Source organism: Arthrobacter sp. MDT2-34-1 (assembly GCF_059091365.1).
The window spans coordinates 723,454-745,411 of sequence record NZ_JBNHGO010000001.1 but is presented as its reverse complement, the minus strand read 5'-3'; the positions used below and the strand labels follow the sequence as shown (position 1 = coordinate 745,411).

General features: G+C 69.6%; 18 protein-coding genes. 10 read left to right on the top strand and 8 right to left on the bottom strand.

Translation table 11 applies throughout. From position 1 onward, the window contains the following. Nucleotides 1-67: 67 nt before the first annotated feature. Genes AC5RVV_RS03415 through rsmD form a run of 3 tightly spaced genes read left to right on the top strand, consistent with a single transcriptional unit; the run spans nt 68 to nt 3,785 of the window. Nucleotides 68-1,006, top strand: a complete 939-nt coding sequence (locus tag AC5RVV_RS03415; protein ID WP_494001269.1) for a DAK2 domain-containing protein — start codon at nt 68-70, stop codon at nt 1,004-1,006. Next, on the top strand, nt 996-3,191 hold the full coding sequence (locus AC5RVV_RS03410) for an ATP-dependent DNA helicase RecG (RefSeq protein WP_494000003.1): 2,196 nt from the start codon (nt 996-998) through the stop codon (nt 3,189-3,191). The genes AC5RVV_RS03415 and AC5RVV_RS03410 overlap by 11 nt, the downstream gene beginning before the upstream one ends. Nucleotides 3,192-3,194: 3 nt before the next feature. After that, complete coding sequence (gene rsmD / locus AC5RVV_RS03405; RefSeq protein ID WP_494000002.1) at nt 3,195-3,785, top strand: 16S rRNA (guanine(966)-N(2))-methyltransferase RsmD; 591 nt, start codon at nt 3,195-3,197, stop codon at nt 3,783-3,785. On the opposite strand, the gene AC5RVV_RS03400 is transcribed toward rsmD, so the two are convergent. Together AC5RVV_RS03400 and AC5RVV_RS03395 are read right to left on the bottom strand one after the other, a co-directional pair. Further along, on the bottom strand, nt 3,768-4,538 hold the full coding sequence (locus AC5RVV_RS03400) for a spermidine synthase (RefSeq protein WP_494000001.1): 771 nt from the start codon (nt 4,536-4,538) through the stop codon (nt 3,768-3,770). The two genes, rsmD and AC5RVV_RS03400, sit on opposite strands and share 18 nt — an antisense overlap. A gap of 3 nt (nt 4,539-4,541) precedes the next feature. Next, nucleotides 4,542-5,783 carry an aminotransferase class I/II-fold pyridoxal phosphate-dependent enzyme gene (locus tag AC5RVV_RS03395; RefSeq protein ID WP_494000000.1) on the bottom strand — a complete coding sequence of 414 codons (1,242 nt, stop codon included), beginning with the start codon at nt 5,781-5,783 and terminating at the stop codon, nt 4,542-4,544. A gap of 63 nt (nt 5,784-5,846) precedes the next feature. On the opposite strand from AC5RVV_RS03395, the gene coaD reads away from it, so the two are divergent. The 6 genes from coaD to mutM all read left to right on the top strand — a co-directional run bounded on the left by coaD (nt 5,847) and on the right by mutM (nt 9,928). Further along, the gene (coaD, locus tag AC5RVV_RS03390; protein ID WP_493999999.1) at nt 5,847-6,329 is read left to right on the top strand and encodes a pantetheine-phosphate adenylyltransferase; all 483 of its coding nucleotides are present in this window, start codon (nt 5,847-5,849) and stop codon (nt 6,327-6,329) included. Between the two features lie 58 nt (nt 6,330-6,387). Continuing rightward, nucleotides 6,388-7,320 carry a UTP--glucose-1-phosphate uridylyltransferase GalU gene (gene galU / locus AC5RVV_RS03385; RefSeq protein ID WP_493999998.1) on the top strand — a complete coding sequence of 311 codons (933 nt, stop codon included), beginning with the start codon at nt 6,388-6,390 and terminating at the stop codon, nt 7,318-7,320. Between the two features lie 119 nt (nt 7,321-7,439). Next, nucleotides 7,440-8,003, top strand: a complete 564-nt coding sequence (locus AC5RVV_RS03380) for a YceD family protein (RefSeq protein ID WP_493999997.1) — start codon at nt 7,440-7,442, stop codon at nt 8,001-8,003. Nucleotides 8,004-8,005: 2 nt separating this feature from the next. After that, nucleotides 8,006-8,209, top strand: coding sequence for a 50S ribosomal protein L32 (gene rpmF, locus AC5RVV_RS03375; protein WP_127511582.1), 204 nt, complete (start codon nt 8,006-8,008; stop codon nt 8,207-8,209). 11 nt (nt 8,210-8,220) lie between these two features. Then, nucleotides 8,221-8,940, top strand: coding sequence for a ribonuclease III (rnc, locus tag AC5RVV_RS03370; RefSeq protein ID WP_493999996.1), 720 nt, complete (start codon nt 8,221-8,223; stop codon nt 8,938-8,940). Next, nucleotides 8,933-9,928 carry a bifunctional DNA-formamidopyrimidine glycosylase/DNA-(apurinic or apyrimidinic site) lyase gene (gene mutM, locus AC5RVV_RS03365; RefSeq protein WP_493999995.1) on the top strand — a complete coding sequence of 332 codons (996 nt, stop codon included), beginning with the start codon at nt 8,933-8,935 and terminating at the stop codon, nt 9,926-9,928. Before rnc ends, mutM begins: the two co-directional genes overlap by 8 nt. 4 nt (nt 9,929-9,932) lie before the next feature. On the opposite strand, the gene AC5RVV_RS03360 is transcribed toward mutM, so the two are convergent. The 6 genes from AC5RVV_RS03360 to AC5RVV_RS03335 all read right to left on the bottom strand — a co-directional run bounded on the left by AC5RVV_RS03360 (nt 9,933) and on the right by AC5RVV_RS03335 (nt 18,118). Beyond that, nucleotides 9,933-10,748, bottom strand: a complete 816-nt coding sequence (locus tag AC5RVV_RS03360) for a serine hydrolase domain-containing protein (protein WP_493999994.1) — start codon at nt 10,746-10,748, stop codon at nt 9,933-9,935. Between the two features lie 9 nt (nt 10,749-10,757). Continuing rightward, nucleotides 10,758-11,771: an NAD-dependent epimerase/dehydratase family protein gene (locus tag AC5RVV_RS03355; RefSeq protein WP_493999993.1), complete on the bottom strand. Its 1,014-nt coding sequence runs from the start codon at nt 11,769-11,771 to the stop codon at nt 10,758-10,760. After that, entirely contained in the window at nt 11,768-14,407 is a 2,640-nt protein-coding gene (locus AC5RVV_RS03350) for an alpha/beta fold hydrolase (RefSeq protein ID WP_493999992.1), read from the bottom strand. Before AC5RVV_RS03350 ends, AC5RVV_RS03355 begins: the two co-directional genes overlap by 4 nt. After that, nucleotides 14,401-15,426 carry a 3-oxoacyl-ACP synthase III gene (locus AC5RVV_RS03345; RefSeq protein WP_493999991.1) on the bottom strand — a complete coding sequence of 342 codons (1,026 nt, stop codon included), beginning with the start codon at nt 15,424-15,426 and terminating at the stop codon, nt 14,401-14,403. The genes AC5RVV_RS03350 and AC5RVV_RS03345 overlap by 7 nt, the downstream gene beginning before the upstream one ends. A gap of 179 nt (nt 15,427-15,605) precedes the next feature. Continuing rightward, nucleotides 15,606-16,952: a hypothetical protein gene (locus tag AC5RVV_RS03340; protein ID WP_493999990.1), complete on the bottom strand. Its 1,347-nt coding sequence runs from the start codon at nt 16,950-16,952 to the stop codon at nt 15,606-15,608. 155 nt (nt 16,953-17,107) lie between these two features. After that, nucleotides 17,108-18,118 (bottom strand): glycosyltransferase, encoded by a 1,011-nt coding sequence (locus AC5RVV_RS03335; RefSeq protein WP_493999989.1) that lies wholly within the window; start codon nt 18,116-18,118, stop codon nt 17,108-17,110. Nucleotides 18,119-18,334: 216 nt separating this feature from the next. Here AC5RVV_RS03335 and smc point away from each other — a divergent pair, with 216 nt between their 5' ends. After that, nucleotides 18,335-21,946 carry a chromosome segregation protein SMC gene (gene smc / locus AC5RVV_RS03330; RefSeq protein WP_493999988.1) on the top strand — a complete coding sequence of 1,204 codons (3,612 nt, stop codon included), beginning with the start codon at nt 18,335-18,337 and terminating at the stop codon, nt 21,944-21,946. The last annotated feature ends 12 nt before the right edge of the window (nt 21,947-21,958 follow it).

The window sequence follows — 21,958 nt, the reverse complement described above, 5'->3', positions numbered from 1 at the left end:
GCGGGCATCGCCGGCGCATGCAGATGGGACCCCTTTGCAGACGAAAATTGCTGCCAATGCCGAAGCGCTGCGCCGCTGGCTGTCCAGGGCCGAGGTCGTCCTCGGCAACCACAGCGACCGCCTGAACGCCATCAACATCTTCCCGGTGGCCGACGGCGACACGGGGACCAACCTCTATCTGACCGTCCGGGCGGCGGCGAAGTCGGCCGCCGAAAACCGGACGGCGGACATCGGCGAACTCCTGGCCGGAGCAGGCCAGGCGGCGATGGAAGAAGCGCGCGGGAACTCGGGCACCCTGCTGTCCGTTTTCCTAGCCGCCCTGGCCGAACCCTTGCGGGGCACGACCCGGTTGACGGGGCCGCTGCTGGCCGCGGCCCTCCAGCGTGCCGAAATCAGGTGCTGGTCCGCGTTGAGCGAGCCCGTGGAGGGCACCATGCTCTCCGTCATCGCGTCGGTCTCGCGGGCGGCATCGGCGGTACATGCGGCGAAGAACGGCGACGACAGCAACCACGGCCTGGCGGCAACGCTGGAATCGGTCGTGGAAGAGGCGGTGGCCGCGGTCGTCAGGACCGAGACACAGCTCGGGGCACTTGAATCGGCGCACATCGTCGACGCCGGCGCCGTCGGGTTCCTGCTCATCATGGACACCCTGCGGGCCAGCGCCCTGGGCGTGGAACTGCAGCCGGAACTGCTGGACGGCCTGCACGGCTACAACGTGCAGGATCCGCACCTGCACCTGGACCACGTGCACGAAGGTGTCGAGGTCATGTGCACCGTCAACCTCAGCCCCCTCGACGCCGCGACGCTGCGCCTGAAACTGGACGAGCTGGGCGACTCGGTCATCATGAGCGCCGTGACTGAAATCGAGGGCGGGTACCGTTGGCGCGTCCACGCGCACGTGCCGGACGGCGACGCGGCCCTGGAGGTTATCCGGGAGCTGGGTGAACCGATGAACGTCAGCATGACGGAGCTGGCCGGCCCGCCGGAGCAGAACCATGGCGGTTGACCCTGCCGACGAGCTGAGCGTCCCGCTGGAGCGGCGGCTGGGCAAGCGCTCGGCCTCGGCACTCGAAAAGCACCTGGGCATGACGGTGACCGGGGAACTGCTCAACTACTTCCCGCGGCGATACATGAAGCGCGGAGAGCTGACCATGATCGCCGAGCTGCCGATCGACCAGGACGCAACCCTGGTGGCACGGGTGCTGAGCTCCAGTTCACGCAAGATGCGGGCCCGCCGCGGTTCGCTGACCGAGGTCGTCGTGACCGACAATTCCTCGGACATCAGCCTCACCTTCTTCAACGGCTATCAGGCGGAACGGGAACTGCGGCCGGGGACCATCGCCATGTTCTCCGGCAAGGTGACGTCCTACCGCGGAAACCTCACCTTGACCAACCCCGACTACCAGTTGCTCGAAGACGCCTTCGACTTCGACGCCGAGGAGGCCCTGCGCCCGGTGCCCATGTATTCGGCGACGGCAAAACTGGGCAGCTGGCGCATCAAGGCGGCCGTTGACCTGTTGCTCGATGCCGTGGACTTCGGGCGCCTGGGGGACCCCATCCCGACCGACATCGCCGTACGGGACGGAATGCTCTCACTGGCTGAGGCCTACGAACAGATCCACCGGCCCTCGACGATGGAAGCCGCCAGCGCGGCCCGCGACCGCTTCCGCTATCAGGAAGCGCTGGTCCTGCAGGCGGCCCTCGGGCGGAAGCGGGCCATCGCCGCGGCCGAACAGGCGACCGCACGCCCGGGCCGGAAGGGCGGTATTGCCGACAAGTTCGACGCCCGCCTGCCCTTCGACCTGACTTCGGGACAGCGCGAGGTCGGCGCGACGATCGCGGCGGAGCTGGCCGGAGATTCACCCATGAACCGGTTGCTGCAGGGGGAAGTCGGGTCGGGGAAGACCCTGGTTGCCCTTCGGGCCATGCTGCAAGTGGTCGACTCGGGCGGCCAGGCCGTCCTGCTCGCGCCGACCGAGGTCCTGGCGGGCCAGCATTTCGCATCGATCACCCGGACGCTTGGCCCGTTGGCGCAGGGCGGCATGTTGGGCGGCGATCCCGACGGCACTAAAGTCGTGCTGCTGACCGGCTCGATGACCGGAACGGCCAAGCGCAGGGCCTTGCTCGATGTGGCGGCAGGCGAGGCGGGCATCGTCGTCGGCACGCATGCCCTGCTGTCCGACACGGTGCAGTTTTTTGACCTCGGCCTCGTGGTGGTGGATGAACAGCACCGCTTCGGTGTGGAACAGCGCGATCGCCTCCGGAGCCGCTCGGCCACGCCACCGCACCTGCTGGTTATGACCGCCACGCCCATTCCCCGGACGGTGGCGATGACCGTCTTCGGGGACCTGGAAACGTCCGTGCTGACGGAGCTGCCCGCGGGCCGCGCTCCGATCACCACCCATCTGGTGGCCCTCCAGGAACATCCTGCCTGGGAGGACCGGATCTGGGAACGGGCCCGGGAGGAGGTCGCCGCCGGCCGGCAGGTCTACGTCGTGTGCCCCAAGATCGGGGATGACGAGCTCGAAGAGGCCGATCCGCCGGACGAGCTGTCAGGGCAGCCGGAGCAACAGCGGCCCATGGCATCGGTGGCCGCCCTGGTCGAGTACCTGGGCGGGCTGCCGGTCCTGGACGGAATCCGGATCGGCATGCTGCACGGCCGGATGGAGCCGGAGCAGAAGGCCGCTGCCATGGCGGCGTTCAACGACGGAACGTTGGACATCCTGGTGTCCACCACGGTCATCGAGGTCGGCGTCGACGTGCACAACGCCACCATGATGGTGATCCTGGACGCCGACCGCTTCGGCATTTCGCAGCTCCACCAGCTCCGCGGACGGGTGGGCCGCGGCGGGCTCCCCGGCACCTGTCTGCTGGTCACGCAGCTGGAGCCCGGGCACCCCAGCCGCGAGCGGCTGCAGGCCGTAGCCGCGACCACCGACGGGTTTGAACTCTCGCAGGCAGACCTCCAGCTGCGTCGCGAAGGCGACATCCTCGGGGCGTCCCAGTCCGGCGGCAAATCCACCCTGAGGCTGCTGCGCGTGATCAAGGACGAGGCCGTTATCGCCCGTGCCCGGGAAGACGCCACGGCCATCCTGCAGCGGGACTCTACCCTGGCCCGGTATCCCGAGCTGGCGGCCGCCATCGAGCTGTACCTGAACCCCGAGCGGGAGGCCTTCCTTGAGCGCGGGTAGCCGGTGAGCCGCATCGTGGCCGGCGTGGCCGGGGGACTGGCCCTGGCCAGCGTGCCCGGGGAGAACACCCGGCCGACGACGGACCGGGTCAAAGAGGCGTTGTTTTCCCGGCTGGAGTCCTACGATGTCGTCGCCGGCGCCCGGGTACTCGACCTTTTCGCCGGCTCCGGGGCTCTGGGAGTCGAGACCGCCAGCCGCGGCGCCGCCACGGTGGACCTGGTCGAAGCGGCCGACAAAGCCGCGGGGGTTTGCCGCCGCAACGCCGAGCTGGTCAACGGCAAGCTGGGCCGGAAGACGGCCACGGTGCACCGGATGAAGGCGGAACGGTTCCTCAAGGACCTTCCGCCGGGACACCATTGGGACCTGGTGCTGATGGACCCGCCGTACCCGCTGGCCGAGGACGCGCTCGCCGGCATCCTCGCCTCCGTGTCCGGATTCCTCGCCGACGGCGCCGTCGTCGTCGTCGAACGCTCTTCGCGGTCACCCGAACCGGAATGGCCCGAAGGCCTCGTCCGGTTCGCCGTCCGGAAGTACGGCGAGACGCGTCTCTGGTTCGCCGAACCCGCCGTGGACCCGTCAGCTGCGGGCGAATGAATCGAGCTCCGGGCCGCTGAGGACGGCCGCCGGGTGCGGGCCCGCCGCCAGCAGGGCGGCCGACCATTCCGGCGGCCACGAACCGCCGCGGGCGGCCAGGACGATGTTGCCCGCCCTCCGGCTGCCGAACATGCCGGCCTCGCCCAACGCCGCCACCGAACCGGCGACGGACGCGAGCTCGGCGATCTGCCGCTTGGCGAACGCCAGCGGCGGGTCGTCTCCGACGTTGACCAGCAGCACCCCGTCCGGTTCCAGGGCCTCCAGCATCTCCGCGTAGAAGTCCGCCGTGGTCAGGTGCTCCGGGGCGTCGCCGCCGGCGAAAACATCCAGCACGATCACATCGAAGGTGCCCTCGATGTCCCCGAAGGCCAGTTCATGCCGGGCATCACCGAAGTGGACCGTCAGGTCCGTGCCGTGGGGCATGGGAAGGTGCTCGAGGACGAAGTCCAGCAGCTCCCGCTCCAGCTCGACGGCGACCTGCCGGGAACCGGGCCGGGTGGCCTGCACGTACCGGGCCAGCGTCAGGGCGCCGGCGCCCAGGTGGAGGCAACGCAGCGGGATTCCTGCCGGGCCCGCCAGGTCGACGACGTTGGCGATCCGGCGCAGGTATTCGTAGAACACGTCGCCGGGATGCCGCAGGTTGACGTGCGATTGCTCCGCGCCGCCAATGCTCAGGACGTAGGATCCCGGTACCCGGTCGTCCTTGTCGATGCCGGCGTGGAGGCCGCTGCCGCGCAGGTAGCGTTCGGCCACGGCTCAGATCCTGTCCGGCAGGGAGGCGAGGCGTTGCGCGGCGTCCTGCAGGACCTCGGTCCGCTTGCAGAACGCGAAGCGCAGCAGCGAGCGGGTCCGCTCGGCGCCGTCGGGGTGGCAGAAGACCGGCACCGGGATGGCGGCCACGCCGATCAGCCCGGGCATCCGGCGGGCCAGGTCGAGTGCGTCGGTGATACCCAGCGGTGCCGTGTCCACGTTGACGAAGTAGGTGCCCTGCGGCGTGAAGACATCGAAGCCGGCCTGCCGCAATCCGTCGCTGAGCAGGTCCCGCTTGGCCTTCAGGCCGGCGGCGATCCCGCCGTAGAACGAGTCCGGCAGCCCCAGCCCCGCCGCCACCGCATCCTGGAACGGTGCGCCCGAGCTGTACGTGAGGAATTGCTTGACCGTGCGGACGGCTGCGACGAGGTCCGCCGGGCCGGAGAGCCAGCCGACCTTCCAACCGGTGAACGAAAACGTCTTGCCGGCCGACGAAATGGTGAGCGTCCGCTCGGCGGCTCCCGGCAGGGTGGCGATGGGGATGTGCGGTGCATCGAAGGTCAGGTGCTCGTAGACCTCGTCGGTGACGATCAGCGCGTCGTAGCGCTCAGCCAGCTCGACGATGCGCAACAGGGCCTCGCGGGAGAAAACGCTGCCCATCGGATTGTGCGGGTTGTTGACCAGGACGATGCGGGTGCGCTCCGAAAAGGCCGCTTCGAGTGAGTCGAGGTCCGGCTGGAAATCGGGGGCGAGGAGCGGGGCCGTGGTGTGCCGGGCTCCGGCCAGGCCGATGATCGCCCCGTACGCGTCATAGAAGGGCTCGAACGTCAGCACTTCGTCGCCCGGTCCGCTCAGGGCCAACAACGTCGCTGCCAGCGCCTCGGTGGCGCCGGTCGTCACGATGATCTCGGTTTCCGGGTCCGGTGACAGGCCATAGAACCGCTGCTGGTGGGCTGCCACGGCGCTGCGCAGCGTGAGTGTTCCCTTGCCCGGCGCATACTGGTTGGCTCCGCCGCGGATGGCGTCGATGGCGGCGGCGGCGATTTCCGCCGGGCCGTCCTCGTCGGGAAACCCCTGCCCCAGATTGATGGCGCCGGTCCGCGCGGCGAGGGTCGTCATTTCCTCGAAGATGGTGAGGCCGAGGCCGCCGTCGTCGCCGAGGAGGTTCGATCCGGCCGCGGTCCGCTGCCACGGCGCCGGAACGCCGGCCCGCCGGCCGTGAACGAGTTGCCGCATAGCTGTGCTCATGACTCCCAGTATTACCACCGAAGCGTGGTGCACCGCCCGCCCGGATCGACTAGATTCGACTCTATGCGCCGTGCCGTCTGCCCAGGATCCTATGACCCGCTCCACAAAGGCCACGTGGAAATCATTGCCCGTGCCGCCAGCATGTACGACGAGGTCATCGTCGCCGTCTCGACAAACTATGCCAAGAAATACCGCTTCAGCCTGGACGAGCGGCTGACCATGGCCCGCGAGACGCTCTCCTACCTCCGCGGCGTGAGCGTTGAAGCGATGGGTGAAGGCCTGCTGGCCGAATACTGCCGCAGCCACGGCGCCGGCGTCATCGTCAAGGGCCTGCGCTCGTCGCAGGACTACCACTACGAGCTGCCGATGGCCCACATGAACCGGCATCTGGCCGGCATCGAGACGGTTTTCCTCGCCGCGGAGAGCAGCTACACGCACCTGTCGTCGACCTTGATCAAGGAGATTGCCTCGCTGGGCGGGGATATCTCGGAGTTCGTGCCGAAGGCCGTGCTCGCCGGTTTCCGCGCCGCGGAGCAGCCCCGGTAGCCCGGCCCGGATCGCTTCCGGCGGTTGCGGCGGAGCCCGCGTTTGCTAACGTTTGACCATGCCTCAAGCTCAATCCGTACGAAAAGCCGTTCTGCCCGCCGCCGGGCTGGGGACCAGGTTCCTGCCGGCCACCAAGGCCATGCCGAAGGAAATGCTGCCCGTCGTCGACAAGCCGGCCATCCAATATGTCGTCGAAGAAGCGACGCGCGCCGGCCTGGACGACGTGCTGATGATCACCGGGCGCAACAAGCGTTCCCTGGAGGACCACTTCGACCGGGTCCCGTTTATCGAGCAAACCCTGGAGGACAAGGGCGACGCCGACAAGCTGGCCGCGGTCCGGGAATCTTCCCAGCTGGCCGACATTCACTACCTGCGCCAGGGCGACCCCAAGGGGCTCGGCCACGCCGTTCTCTGCGCCAGGCAGCATGTGGGCAACGAGCCCTTCGCCGTCTTGCTGGGCGATGACCTGATCGACGAGCGCGACGAACTGCTCACGGAGATGATCGCGGTCCAGCAGGCGACCGGCGGCTCCGTCATTGCCCTGATGGAGGTCGATCCGGAAGCGATCAGCGCCTACGGGTGCGCGGACATCAGCCGCATCGACGGCGCGGCGCACGTGAAGGTGAACGGCCTGGTGGAGAAGCCCGACGCCGCCGAGGCGCCGTCGAACCTGGCCGTGATCGGACGTTATGTCCTGCACCCCGCGGTCTTCGACGTCCTGGAGGAGACCCCGCCGGGCCGCGGCGGAGAAATACAGCTGACGGACGCGCTGCAGATGCTGGCCGGCTCCGAGGAGGCCGGCGGCGGTGTTTATGCCGTGGTCTTCAAGGGGCGCCGCTACGACACCGGCGACAAGCTCAGCTATCTCAAGGCCGTCGTCTCCCTGGCCACGGAGCGCGAGGACCTGGGACCCGAGCTGCGTTCCTGGATCGTCGACCTGGCATCACAGATCCAGGCAGAGAGGCCGTTGGAGCCCGCCGGACGGGACTGACACCCCCGCAGCGCCGCCGGTTTGGGCCCGCGGGAGATCCGGGCTAAGATGATACGTCGGTCGTATGTTCTTTAGGAGTTCTCAGTACTGTGGTCTTGAACCATGATCAAAGTTCGGCCTTGACCCTTGCGGTCAAGGACCTCGGGCGCAGCCCGGGCACCATGCGGACTCTTGAAGAACGTATCGCTGCGCCGAAGGATTTCGGGGCAGCACTCATTGGCGTTCAGGAAGGCTCCGACATGGAGCTGGACCTGAAGCTTGAGGCCGTGCACGAGGGAATCCTGGTTTCCGGCACCGTTTCCGTGGCAGTCACGGGCGAGTGCGGGCGTTGCCTGGATCCCATCGCGTACGACCTTGACGTCAATGTGCAGGAACTCTTCTACTACGAGGAAGCTGAACTCCTCGAGGAAGAAGAACAGGACGAACAGCGGCGGGTTGAGCGCGATCTGATCGATCTCGAACCGGCGCTGCGGGACGCAGTGGTGACCGCCCTGCCGTTCCAGCCGGTGTGCCGGGAAGACTGCCAAGGCTTGTGCCCGGAATGCGGGATGCGCCTTGAAGAGGATCCGGGTCACCACCATGAGGTCGTGGATCCTCGCTGGGCAGCCCTTGCCGGGTTGGCCGGTACGGCCGCCGACGAGGCGTCCGAAAGTAAAGAGTCAGACGAGAGAGAAGAGAGTTAGCCGTGGCTGTTCCCAAGCGGAAGATGTCCCGCTCGAATACGCGCGCACGCCGGTCCCAGTGGAAGGCCACTGCGCCCAACCTGGTCAAGACCGTTGAGAACGGCCGTGTCACCTACAGCCTGCCGCACCAGGCCAAGGTTGTCACCGACTCGGCAGGCACCGCGCTGTTCCTTGAGTACAAGGGCCGCAAGGTAGCCGACGCGTAACAACGTCCGGCATGCCTTCAACTGAAGAGCTTTTGGAGCGTCTCGGCGTTGATATCGACGCCGAGACGCTCCGTCTTGCTTTAACCCACCGTTCCTACGCCTACGAGCACGGCGGACTGCCGACCAACGAGCGCCTGGAATTCCTCGGCGACTCGATCCTGGGCTTTTCCGTGACCGACGCGCTGTACCGGGACAACCCGGACCTGCCCGAGGGCGAACTGGCCAAGCGGCGCTCCGCCGTCGTCTCCACCCGGGCGCTGGCCGGCATCGCGCGCAGCCTGGACGTCGGCCGGCATGTGCTGCTCGGGCAGGGCGAAAAGCTCACCAACGGGGCCGACAAGTCCTCCATCCTGGCCGACACGATGGAGGCCCTCTTCGGCGCCGCCTACCTGTGCCAGGGCATCGAAACGGCGCGCCAGCTGGTGATGCGCCTCGTCGGGCCGCTCCTGGCGGACGCCGACGCCCTGGGCGCGGGCACGGACTGGAAGACCAGCATCCAGGAGCTGGCCGCCGCCCGGAAGATGGGCACCGTGACCTACCGGGTGGACGGATCGGGCCCGGACCACGCCCGGACCTTCGTGGCCACGCTGCTGATCGGCACCACCGAATACGGCCGCGGCACCGGACATTCCAAGAAGGAAGCCGAGCAGGAAGCGGCCGCCACCACGTGGCGGGCGCTGCGTGCCTCGCTGCCCGTATCGGTGACGGAGACCGCCGACTCCGATGCCTGAACTGCCTGAGGTGGAGGTTGTCCGCCGCGGGCTCGCCCAGTGGGTCCGCGGGCGGACGATCACCGGAGTGGACGTCCTGGACGAGCGTTCCATCCGGCGCCACGCCCTCGGAGCCGACGACCTGCGCGGCAACCTCATCGGCGCCCACGTGGCCGACGTCGCCCGGCGCGGGAAATTCCTCTGGATGCCGCTGCTGGAGACCACGCCGGACCCTTCGCCGCACCCGGGCGCCGTTAAAGCCGTGCCCGACGAGCCCAAACTCGCCCTGATGGCGCACCTCGGCATGAGCGGCCAGCTGCTGGTCGAAGACAGCGGGCAGCCCGACGAGAAGCACCTGAAGGTCCGGTTGACGCTCAGTCCGGCCGGCGGACCCGACGGCCCGCCGATGCCGGCCGAGCTGCGGTTCGTGGACCAGCGGATATTCGGCGGCATGTTCCTGGCCGACCTGATGCCCACTCCCGACGGCCATGCCGGCGGGATGTCCGAGACCGGCCTGCCGCTGATCCCGGTCGAGGCCTCCCACATCGCCCGCGACCCGCTCGACCCCGTTTTCTCCTTCGAGGCGTTCTACCAGCGCCTGCGTGCCCGCAAGACCGGCATTAAGCGCGCCATTCTGGACCAGGCACTGGTCTCCGGCATCGGCAACATCTATGCCGACGAAGCCCTGTGGGCCGCGAAGCTGCACTACGCCCGCCCGACCGACACCCTGCGCCGCAAGGAAGCGGAGCGGCTGCTCAGCGCGTGCCGGGACGTCATGAGCAGGGCGCTCGAGGCCGGCGGCACCAGCTTCGATTCCCTCTACGTGAACGTCAACGGCGCCTCTGGATACTTCGAACGGTCGCTGAACGCCTACGGCCGGGAGGGCGGGCCCTGCCACCGCTGCAGCGCCCTGGGTCTGTCCACGAAGATCCGCCGGGACACCTTCATGAACCGGTCGTCCTACACCTGCCCGGCCTGCCAGCCGAGGCCCCGGAACGGCCGCTGGTAACGGGCTACCTTCCCAGCTCCGCCAGCACCGCGTCCGTGTAATCGGGCCACGCGTCTGCGGCCCAGGGCCCGAAGTCGCGGCCGGTGAGCGCGATGCAGGCGGCGCCGGCCTCCGGATCCACCCAGAGGAAGGTGCCGGACTGGCCGAAGTGGCCGAACGTTTTCGGCGAGCTCTTGCTGCCGGTCCAGTGCGGCTTCTTGTGGCCGCGGATCTCGAAACCCAGGCCCCAGTCGTTGTTCTGCTGGCGGCCGAACCCCGGCAGCACACCCGCCAGCCCCGGGTAGGCCACCTGCGTCGCCTCCTGGACCGTGGCGGCGGCCAGCAGCGACGGCCGCTGCAGTTCCGCTGCGAAACGGGACAGGTCGGCGGACGTGGAGGTCGCCCCGGCCGCGGGGGAGCCGTCCAGGCTGGTGTCCTTCATGCCGAGGGGAACGAGCACGCCCTCGCGCAGGTAGTCCGCGAAGGCCATGCCCGCCGCGGCCTCAAGCGTCTCGCCGAGCACCTCGAAGCCGGCGTTGGAGTAGAGCCGCCGGTCGCCGGGGGAGAACCGCACGGTGCGGTCGCCGAAGTCGTAGCCGGCGCTGTGCGCCAGCAGGTGGCGGACGGTGGCGCCCTCGGGGCCCGCCGCCTGGTCCAGTTCCAGCGCGCCTTCCTCGACGGCCAGCAGCACCGCATAGGCGCTGAGCAGCTTGGTCACGGACGCCAGCGGGAAGCGCCGCTGCTGGTCGCCATGGGAGGCAACGACGGCGCCGTCGGCCGCGACGACGGCGGTGGCCGCGTTGTCCACCGGCCAGGAATCGATCAGCTTCACGCTTTCCAATGCTTGCTCCTACCTCGTCGTTCCGCCGTAATGGGCTGCCAACCGTCGCAGCCCTTCTTCGATGCTGACCTCGGGCACCCAGTCCAGCACCTCGCGGGTGCGGCGCTGGTCGAACCAGTGCGCGGTCGACAGTTGCTCGGCGAGGAAGCGCGTCATGGGCGGTTCGTCGCGGACCAGCCCGCCGGCTCCGGCGGCCGTCCAGGCCCGTTCGATAACCGAGCCGGCGCCGCGGGCCAGCCAGCCGGGAACCGACCAAGCGGGCGCCATCACGCCGGCGGACCGGCAGATGCCCGCGATCAGTTCGCCGACCGGCCGGGGCTGGCCGTTGGTGACCACCAGGGCCTGGCCGTGCGCCTGGTCCATCCGTTCGAACGCACGGACAATGGCTGCCGCGGCGTTGTCGATGTAGGTGGTGTCGATCAGCGCGGCGCCGTTGTCCAGCAGCGGCAGCCGGCCGGCCCTGGCCCGCGCAATGACGCGTTCCACCAGCTGGGTGTCGCCGGGGCCCCAGACGATGTGGGGGCGCACGGCCGCGACCCGGAAGCCGGGGGAGTCGGCGGCCAGCGCGAGCAGTTCGGCGGCGGCCTTGGACCGGGCGTAGTTGCCGCGTGCACGGTCCGGGTCCGCCGTCCCCGCGCCGGCGCCGGCGATGGCCTCGCCGACATGGGCGACCGAGGGGGAGGACACGAACACCACGTCGCGCACGCCCGCCGACCTCGCCGCCTCGAGCAGGGTGCGCGTGCCGTCGATGTTGGTGGCCACGAACTCGCTCCACGGGCCGGTGAACGAAACTTTCGCCGCCAGGTGGATCACGGCGTCGACTCCCTCGACCGCCCGGGCGACGGCGCCGGCGTCCGTCAGCGAACCAAGGACGGTCCCGACGGCGGAGCCCACGCCGGCGGCGGGGCGGCGCTGGAAAGTGCGCACGCCGTGGCCCTCCGCCAGCAGCAGCCGGGCCACGGCCGCGCCGAGCATCCCGCTGGCACCCGTGACGAGGACGGTCCGGGTTTCGGCGGCGCTCACGGTGTGGTGATCCGTCCGCCGGCCAGCGCCTTGCCGGCCCACACGGCCAGCCCGGCGCGGTCGATCTTGGAGTTATGCCGGATGTCGGTGGGCAGCTCGGGCAGCACCAGGACGGCGGCCAGCTCCAGACCCGTGGCGCGGGCGACGGCGGTGCGCACCTCGGCGCCGAGGGCGTACGGCGCGGTGTCCGGCTTCGTGGACGGCGGCACGGTCTCCAGCACCGCGACCGGGACCTGGGCTCCCGCGGGACCGACGCCGACGACGGCGGCCAGCCGGACGCCGTCGTGCGTTTCCGCGGCCTGCTCGGCGGCCACCGGGGTGGCGACGCCGTTCGCCGTCGTGATGATGTGCGCCAGCCGGCCCTCGACCCACAGGCGCCCGTGGGCGTCGAGATGGCCCACATCGCCGGTGCGGTGCCAGCCGGGCACGGACGCGCTGTGCCGTTGCGTGATCCAGAGCCGGTCGTACCGGTCCTTGACGTGCGGGGCGCTCACGAGGATCTCCCCGGTGACGTTGGGGTCGGTCGTCGGCAGTTCCGCCACGCTGCCGTCCGGGGCCACCGCAGCGATGGCCACCGTGGCCCCCGCCACGGGGGTGCCGACGCAGACGCCGTTCCCGAAACCGGCCGCGCGGATTTCCGCCAGGCTGATGTCCGTCACCGGCAGCGCTTCGGTCATGCCGTAGGGGGTGTGCAGCTGGGCGGACGGCATCAGCGACTGCACCTTGGCCAGCAGCGGCTCGGGGATCGGCGCGCCGGCCGAGAGCAGCAGCTTCACGTCGGCCAGGGCCACCCGGTGTTCGTCCGTGAGGCCGTCGGCGGTGGCGAGCACGTTCGCGAGGGCGGCCGGCGAGGCGAAGACGGCGGTGGCGCTGACCGCCGCGGCAGCATCGGCCAGGGCCGCGGCGGTGAGCGTCTTGGGCGCGGTGACGTCCATGTCCGGGGTCACCGAGGTGGCCCCCAGCGCCGGGCCCAGCAGGGCGAACGGCGCGAAGCCGGCCACCAGCGAGGTGCCGGCTTCCAGCCCGTAGGTCTCCTTGAGGGTGTCCCGCATGGCGGCCAGCCGGCGGTGCGTATAGACGACGCCCTTGGCCGGCCCGGTGGAGCCGGAGGTGAAGAGGATGGCGGCGTCGTCGTCGGGCTTGGGGGCGGTGCGCCCGGCGCGGCCGCCGGCCGGGCCAGCCGCAGCAGCGGCGGCGGATTCGAGCAGTTCGGGCACGGTGTAAGCGACCCCGTAGAGCCGGCGCTTGGCCCCGCCCATTTCGGTCACGCTGATCCGCTCGCCCGGCCAGTCGAACAGCCGCGCGGCCGCGAACGCACGTTCGATGCCGATGATGAACCGGGGGCCGGCCCCCTTGATGGCACGGCTTAGGCCGGCGGGTCCCAGCCCGGCGTCCGCCACCACGATGACGGCGCCGAGCTTCAAGCAGGCGTAGATCAGGCTGGTCAGTTCGATGCCGGGCGGCACCAGCAGGTTGACGCGGTCGCCTGCTTTCACGCCGATCCGGGCCAGGCCGTCGGCGAGCAGGTCCACCTGGCCGGCGAGCTCGGCCCAGGACAGCGTCCGCTTTCCTGCCGCCGCGGCGCCCAGCGGGGCCATGTCGACGACGGCGGGGGCGTCGTCGGTCCGGCGTTCGTCCAGTTCGGCGAGCATGGAGCGGAAGGGGGCCGCAACCCGGGGCCCTTGGGCGGCGGCCGCGTGCCCGCCGCCGGCCACGGCGGCGTCGAGCCAGGTGAACACGGGGCCGGCGATGTCGCGGTCTTCGGGGAGCAGGTGTCCGGCGCCTTCGAAGCGGTGGACGTCGGCCTGCGGCAGCCGGTCCAGCAGGTCGCGCAGGTAGCGGTCGGAGAACACCGGATCCCTGGGGCCCCACAGGATCAGCGCCGGAACGTCCAGGCTGCGGATGCCCTCGGCCACCCCGTTCAGCGCGTCCCAGCTGGGCGCGGCCTCGTCGGCCGGGATGTCGGCCACGAAGTTGCCCACCCCGGTGCGGCGGGCCGCGTGCCGGTACGGGGCCATGAACGCGGCCCTGACGTCCTTCGCCAACGGAGGATGCGCCAAGGCGTGCGTGACGCGCAGGAAGGCGGCCGACGTCGTCGTTCCCCAGCGATGCACGGCGGGGTGCAGCGCCAGTTTGAGCGGGGCGGGCAGCCCGAAGCCCGCGGGGTGGACGGCGGTGTTGGTCAGGACGACGCCGGCGAGCTGGTCGCGGTGCCGGGTGGCCCAGCCCAGCGAGATCACGCCGCCCCAGTCGTGTCCGACGGTGACGACGGGGCCGGTGATGCCCAGTTCTGCGGTCAGGTCGCCCAGGTCGGTGATCCGGTCCTCGAGCCTGCGGAAGCTGCCGGTGCGTTCGGAGAAGCCCATGTCCAGCTGGTCGACGGCGACCACGCGCCACGGGGCCGCGGCGTCACCGGCGGCGGCCAGCAGGCTGCGCCACAGGTAGGACCAGGTGGGGTTGCCGTGCACGCACAGCAGGGTGCCGGCTGGTTCCATGCCGCGTTCGGCCAGCTGCGGGCCGTTGTCCAGGAGGTGCCAGGTGTGGGCGCTGCCGGCCTGGTCTGCGGCGGTGGAGCGAACGCGGACGCGGCGGGACCAGGCCGGGTCGACGCCGGGCCAGAGGGGGGTGTCTACCACGCAATCTCCATCATGGTGGTGTTCAGGCCGGAGCCCACGCCCATGCAGAGCACGCGGTCGCCGGTGCCCAGGGTCTGGGCCTCCTGGGCGAGGGTCATCGGCAGCGAGGCCGGCCCCACGTTGCCCCACTTCGGGAAGGTGATCGGCACACGTTCGCGGACCAGGTTGACGGCCTTGATGATCGCGTTGGTATACGAGGTGGAGACCTGGTGCGTGACGTACCGGTCCATGGCGGTCCAGTTCCAGCCGTCACGGTGGGCCTCGTGCCAGGCGTTGACCACCAGTTCCAGCCCGTTCTCCAGCAGGCCCTTGGTGTCCGTGAACATGCCGGCCGGCCCGCCGACGCACAGCTCGTGGTGTTCGGTGCCCGCGCGGGAGACGCCGCCGAGGATCCGGTGCGAGCCGGGGTGGGCGTCGGCGGGGCCGATCACGGCCGCGGCGGCCCCGGACCCCAGGGTCAGCGTGGCGAATTCGCGCAGGTAGTCGGCGCGGGTGGAATCCGGATGGTTCAGCCGCTCGAAGGTGGTTTCCTGGGTCGGCTGCGCGTCCTCGCCGGCGACGATCAGCGCGTACTTGATCTGCCCGGCATCGATCATGTTGGCGGCCAGCGTTATTCCGTTGACGAAGCCCAGGCAGGCGTTGGCCAGGTCGAAGTTCATGGCCGACGACGGCAGCCCCAGCCCGTGGTGGATCTTCACCGCGACGGACGGCTCAAGGTTCTTGCGGGTGACGGAGGTGTTGATCAGCAGGCCGATCTGGCCCGGCTCCACGCCGGCCTCGGCGAGGGCCTTGGCGCCGGCTTCGATGGCGGCGTCGTCGAATGATGAACCGGGCGACCACCAGCGGCGTTCGGTCACGCCGGCAACACGTTCCAGCAGCTTCCGGGAGAGCTTCAGGCGCTTCAGGCTGGGTGCCAGCCGGTCGTCGAAGTCGGCGGAAGTGACGGCTACCGGGGCCTCCACGCTCGAGACGGCCAGCAGCGCCGTGTTGTCATGTCGAAACGTCGCGTTACCGATCAATATCCAGCCTTTATTCGTCTTCGGGGACGTTCACCTGTACACGGAGAATCCCCCATTGGTACCCGAACTCTTAACTATGCACCCCGAACCAGCGTTCCGCACATGCAGAGAATGGCATGCGTGTGTGGTCATTGTCTCTCCGGCTGCCTTTGCCCGTGCCTAGGATCGCCTTGCAGACGTTACTCGGGGGCCCCGGAGCGAGATTCGAGGGGGCGTACGGATCCACCTGGATGCGGGCTGGAATCTTTTGGAATTCCCTTGTTGTTTAAGCGGCGGTCCGCCAGAAAGAGCACCCCTGCAAGTGTGCAGGCGACGGCGGGCCAATAGCTGTAGCGGTAGTCGGCTGCCGGCACAATGGGGAAGTATCCCACCAGGTAGAGGAGCGCCGACCAGCCCAGGGCCGCGACCTGCGGCCGCAGGTGCCGTGCCTTGGGGAGGGCCACGATCAGCGCTATCGAGGCGGCGAGCCAAAACCAGGCCTTAAAAAACCAGGGAAAAGTCTTCAGGCCGAACTCAACCACGTAGTCGTAGAGGATGTTGTCCGCCTTCGACGGCTCCACGCGGTACTCAGCGGGGACAACCTCCGCGCCGGTACCGACGAATTCCAGCTTGCTGGTGAAGAGGAACCGGGCGTACGTCTCGGCGCGGTAGTACAGGTAGCGGGCCGGATGCGTCACCACTTCATCAATCCATAGGTCCCGGACCTCCGACTGATAAGCGATCGGTTCAAAGGATTTGCCGGTTGCCCCGCGGCCGTAGCACTTCCAATAGGCATCCCAAATAGCTTCTTCGGCCCGGCATTTTTCGCGGGCGGCAAGCAGTTTGTCTTCCAGTTCCTGGGGAATATCCGCGTCCCTTATCTCTTCGGCGGGCACGGTGAAGATGATGTCGTCGAGGAAGACTTGGGATAGCTGGCCGGTGGGTTTGGGCTGGAATGCGGCGCTGAACGCCCCGCCCGTGCCCAGTATCAACACCAGGAACGTCGCGGCGGCCACGACATATCCGCCCCGCACGCGTCGCCGGTTGGCTGTCAGCCGCCTGCGCCGCTTGGGGGATGCGTTCCGCCAGGCCCGGTAGAGGAGGAAGACGAGGGGAAGGATCGCAAAGAACGCGTTTTTCCGGACCATCGCTCCGTACAGCAGGAACAACAGCGACAGGGCGAGCAACGGATACCGGAGCCTCGGGAAGCGCTCGGCGAGCAGGATGAGGACGGTGCCGCTGAAGAACGCGATCATCATGTGCGCGTCCTTCCACAACACGCCCAGGAACGTGATGGTGAACGGCAGCAACGGAATCGCGAGGGCGAGCGAGGACATGAGCCGGCTGCGGGTGAGATCGTGAAGATAGATGGCCAAGAGCAGCGCGGCACTGAACGTCACCGCGACCTGCACCAGCACCAGCGAGCCGACGTCGCCGGTCAGCCTGTACAAACCTGTCCAGCCGACGGTCATGACGGCGGGGTGCCAGTCGTCCAGCGGAATCAGGCCGAGAACCTGCTTGAGCTGATGGGCGGAATCATTCGTCATCCGCCCGGGGTGGTTCGCCACCCACAGAAAAGCCGTGGCCAGGAAAGCGGAGGCGCCCAAGACTGTAAGCCACCCGTAGTCCGCCGCAGTCCAAGCGGTGCGCACACCCCTCGGGCCGCCGGCCCGGGCACGGGGGGAACGTGCCGATGAATCGCTCACGTGTTCGTCCCGTCCAGACGCGCGTGGGCCGGGTCCGCCCACGCCCCGCCTGCATCCTGCCGGTGCTGCGGCGGCTCCAGGCGCAGGTATGCCAGGCGCGCTGCTTCATGCCGTCCCCGCTTTAGGCCGTCGAGGATGATGCCGATACAACCCACCAGTACCGCCAGGCCCATCACGGCAGCAGCCAGGATCGCCGTCGGGAAGCGGGGCACCAGGCCGGTCTCGAAAAACTCGACGATCACGGGCACCCCCAACCCCAGCGAAGCCAGTGCCAGCACCGCGGCGATGATGCCGTGGAAGAGGGCCGGCCGTTCATGCCGGACGAGCTCGAAGATGAGGGACAGGATTTTGAAGCCGTCCGAATAGGTATTGAGCTTGCTTTCGCTCCCCTCGGGCCGTTGGCGGAATCCGACCTCGACCTCGGCCTGCGGCAGCCGCAGTGACGTGACGTGCACCGTGAATTCGGTCTCGATTTCGAATTCCTTGGACACGGCGGGGAATGACTTAACGAAGCGGCGCGAAAAGACGCGATATCCCGACAACATGTCCGAAACCTGGGATCGGAAGAGGACGCTGACGACCCGGTTGAACATCCGGTTCCCCATGGCGTGCCCCGGGCGGTACGACCCGGTTTCCGACGTGTCGGCACGAACGCCGAGCACATGATCGTAGGGTCCGTCCAACAGGGCGTCGATCAGGCGTGGCAGGTCCGCTGCCTCGTACGTGTCGTCGCCGTCGATCGTGACGTAGATATCGGCGTCAATATCGGCAAACGCCCGCCGGATGACGTTGCCCTTGCCCTTGCGCGTTTCCGTCCGGACGATGGCGCCGGCGGCCCGCGCCAGCTCGGCGGTCCGGTCGGAACTGTTGTTGTCGTAGACATAGACCGTTATCCCCGGGACGGCGAGCTCCAGATCCCGGATGACGGTGGCGACTGTCTGTTCTTCGTTGTGGCAGGGGACAATGGCGGCAATGCGCTGCCCTGGATGACGGGCTGGATCTGACACTGGCGAAAGCACTCCTCACCGGGACGTGGACTGGCCTTCAGGGTAGTTCTCCGTGGCCCTTACACAAGGTTGCCACCCCGCCCGCCGGGATGCGCGCACCTGCACACGCCGGCCGCTCCACACGTTTGTCCACCGCGACAAGCCCGTCGTGCCCGTGTATCCGCGGCGGGCACGGTAGATTGAGGCAAGGAAAACGTCCGCCGCGGGAGACACAACGTGCATCTTAAATCTCTGACTGTGCGGGGCTTTAAGTCTTTTGCGTCGGCGACGACCTTCGACTTCGAGCCCGGCGTCACCGCCGTGGTCGGTCCGAACGGGTCGGGAAAGTCCAACGTGGTGGACGCCCTCGCCTGGGTGATGGGGGAGCAGGGCGCCAAGACGCTGCGCGGCGGCAAGATGGAGGACGTCATCTTCGCCGGCACGGCGGGCCGCCCGCCGCTGGGCCGGGCGCACGTGTCGCTGACCATCGACAATGCCGACGGCGCCCTGCCGATCGAATACTCCGAAGTCACCATCTCCCGCACCCTGTTCCGCACGGGCGGCTCCGAATACGCCATCAACGGCAGCAGCTGCCGGCTGTTGGACATCCAGGAACTGCTCTCGGACTCCGGGCTGGGCCGGGAGATGCACGTGATCGTCGGCCAGGGCCAGCTGGACAAGGTGCTGCACGCGACGCCGGAGGACCGCCGGGGCTTCGTGGAGGAAGCCGCCGGCATTCTCAAGCACCGGCGCCGCAAGGAAAAAACGGTGCGGAAGCTGGAGTCCATGCAGGCCAACCTGCAGCGGCTGACCGACCTCACCGGCGAGATCCGCCGGCAGCTGACGCCGCTGGGCAAGCAGGCCGAGGTGGCCCGCCGGGCCCAGCAGGTCCAGTTCGAGGTCCGCGATGCCCGGGCCCGCCTGCTCGCCGACGAGCTGGTGGAGCTGAGCACGTCCCTGGCCCAGGAAGTGGCGGACGAGGCCGCGCTGAAGACCCGGCAGGCCGAGGTGGAGAAGACCTTGGAGTCCGGGCGCCGGCGCCTGGCCGAGCTGGAGCGGCTGGCGGCCGAAGCCACCCCGGAGCTCAACGCCGCGCGCGAGCGCTGGTACCAGCTCTCGTCCACCCGCGAACGCTTCCGCGCCCTCGCCGGCCTGGCCAATGAACGACGGCGGCTGCTCGGCTCCGCGGACCGGGAACCGGAGGGCGGGCGGGACCCGGAGGTCCTGGAACAGCAGGCGGCCGAGGTCCGCGAGGAGCAGGCCGAGCTGGAGTTCGAGCTCGAGGACCGCCGGGCCGCCCTCGACGACGCGATCGAAGGCCGCGCCGCCGCCGAACGGGCTGCCGAGGACGAGGAAAAGCGGCTGACCGGCATCCTGCGCGCCGCCGCGGACCGGCGCGAGGGACTGGCCAGGCTGGCCGGCCAGGTGGGGGCAGCCAGGTCCCGGGTGGAGTCCGCCGAGGCCGAGCTGGGCCGGCTCCGCGCCTCGATCGGCGAGGGCGAGGAACGCCGGCGCCAGGCGCAGGCCGAATTCGCCGCGCTGGAGTCGCAGGTGGCCGGGGTGGAACAGGGCGAAGAGGGCCTGGACGCCGCGTACGAGGACGCCAGCGACGAGCTCGCCGTCATTGAGGCGGAGCTGGAGCAGCTGCGGGCCGACGAACGCGAGGCCGAACGCGAACGCGACGCCCTCGCCGCGCGCAAGGAGGCGCTGGAAGTCGGGCTGAACCGGCGGGACGGCAGCGAGCTGCTGCTGGCCTCCGGAACCGAGGGCGTGCTGGCCCCGCTGGCGGACCTGATCACGGTGGAGCCCGGCTATGAGGCGGCGATTGCGGCAGCCTTGGGGCCGCTGGCCGAAGCCGTCGCCGTCGCGGACCCCGACGCCGCCGTCCGGGCGCTGGAACTGATGAAGGCCGACGACGCCGGCCAGGTGGACCTCCTCATCGCCGGCGCCCCGGTGCCGGAGGGCGGAAGCGCCGGAGGCAGGGCGGAACTCCCGGACGGGGCCATCCCCGCGGCCGGCCTGGTCCAGGCCAAGCGGGGCGTCGAAGGAACGGTCCGCACGCTGCTGGGCTCCGCCGTCGTCGTGGCGGACCTCCCGATGGCGGCAGGGGTCATCGCGGCCGACCCGGCGCTGACCGCCGTCACCCGGGACGGGGATATTTTTACCGCCTGCTCGGCGCGCGGCGGGTCCGCCGGCGGCCCCAGCCTGCTGGAGGTCCAGGCAGCGGTGGACGAGACCATGCACAGGCTCGAAGCCGCCACGGCCCGGGCCGAGCGGGCCAAGTTCGCGATCGCCGGCGCCACCTCGCGCCGCGACGAGGCCAGGCTGCGGGCAGAGGCCGCCCTTGAGCAGCTGCACGAGTCCGACGCCCGGCTGGCCGCGGTCGCCGAACGCCTGGGACAGCTGGGCTCGGCGCTGCGCTCCGCCACCGGGGAGAGCGAACGGCTGGCCAAACTGGTGCAGGCCGCCGAGGCCAACATCGTCACCGAACAGCAGAAGCTGGCCGACGTCACCGCGCGGCTGGCCGCGGCACAGGCCGCCGAGGATGCCCCGGCCGACGCCGAACCGTCCACCGAACAGCGGGACGCGCTCGCCGCGGCGGCCGCCCGGGCACGCCAGGTCGAAATGGAGGCGCGGCTGGCGCTGCGCTCGGGCGAGGAACAGCTGACGGCCATCGGCAACCGGGCGGCCTCGCTGGAACGGGCCGCCGCCACCGAACGGCACGCCCGGGCGCAGGCCGCCGAGCGCGCCCGCAAGCGCCGGCTCCAGGCCGCCAAGGCCGCCGCCGTCGCACAGGGCGCCCGGGAGGCACTGGCCTGGCTGGACGTCTCGGTGGACCTCGCCGAGCGGGAACGGGACGAGGCCGAAGAGGTGCGCGCGGCGTGGGAGGCGGAGCTGTCCACGGTCCGCTCGTCGACCGACGCGCTCGCCGCCGAACTGCGCGAACTGACGGACACGGTGCACCGCGACGAGCTGGCACGGGCCCAGCAGCGGCTGAAGATCGAGGCCCTGCAGACCCGGTCCATCGAGGAGCTGGGCCTGACCCCCGACCACCTGATCGCCGAATACGGGCCGGACCAGCCGGTGCCGGTCGCCACCGCGGCGTCGAACGACAAGTGGGCCGCCCTGCGGGCGCCGGTGGACGAGGACGGCAACGCCGTCGCCGAGGGTGTCCCGTTCGTGCGCGAGGAGCAGCAGAAGCGGCTCCAGAAAGCGGAGCGCGACCTGGCCGCGCTGGGCAAGGTCAACCCGCTGGCGCTCGAGGAGTTCGCGGCGCTGGAGGAACGCCACCAGTTCCTGAGCACCCAGCTGGAGGACCTCAAGGCCACGCGCAAGGACCTGCTGGAGATCATCAAGGAAGTCGACGAGCGGGTGGAACAGGTCTTCACCGAGGCCTACCGCGACACCGCCGTGCAGTTCGAGCGCGTGTTCGGCCGGCTTTTCCCGGGCGGCGAGGGCCGGCTGGTGTTGACCGACCCGGAGGACATGCTCACCACGGGCATCGACGTGGAAGCCCGGCCCGCCGGCAAGAAAATCAAGCGCCTGTCCCTGCTCTCCGGCGGCGAGCGCTCGCTGACCGCGGTGGCCCTGCTGGTGGCGATCTTCAAGGCCCGTCCGTCCCCGTTCTATGTGATGGACGAGGTGGAAGCGGCGCTGGACGACACCAACCTGGGCCGGCTGATCACCATTTTCGAGGAGCTGCGCGAATCCAGCCAGCTGATCGTCATCACCCACCAGAAGCGCACCATGGAAGTGGCCGACGCGCTGTACGGTGTAACGATGCGCGGCGACGGCGTCACCACCGTCATCTCGCAGCGGCTGGAACATGCAAAGGCCCTGGTCGACTGAGCAGAAAGGCAG

Bases quoted from the DNA above. Each gene is read 5' to 3' on its own strand.
- AC5RVV_RS03410 (WP_494000003.1), top strand. From the start codon at position 996: ATGGCGGTTGACCCTGCCGACGAGCTGAGCGTCCCGCTGGAGCGGCGG.
- AC5RVV_RS03395 (WP_494000000.1), bottom strand. From the start codon at position 5,783: ATGAGCACAGCTATGCGGCAACTCGTTCACGGCCGGCGGGCCGGCGTT.
- coaD (WP_493999999.1), top strand. From the start codon at position 5,847: ATGCGCCGTGCCGTCTGCCCAGGATCCTATGACCCGCTCCACAAAGGC.
- galU (WP_493999998.1), top strand. From the start codon at position 6,388: ATGCCTCAAGCTCAATCCGTACGAAAAGCCGTTCTGCCCGCCGCCGGG.
- rnc (WP_493999996.1), top strand. From the start codon at position 8,221: ATGCCTTCAACTGAAGAGCTTTTGGAGCGTCTCGGCGTTGATATCGAC.
- mutM (WP_493999995.1), top strand. From the start codon at position 8,933: ATGCCTGAACTGCCTGAGGTGGAGGTTGTCCGCCGCGGGCTCGCCCAG.
- AC5RVV_RS03340 (WP_493999990.1), bottom strand. From the start codon at position 16,952: ATGACGAATGATTCCGCCCATCAGCTCAAGCAGGTTCTCGGCCTGATT.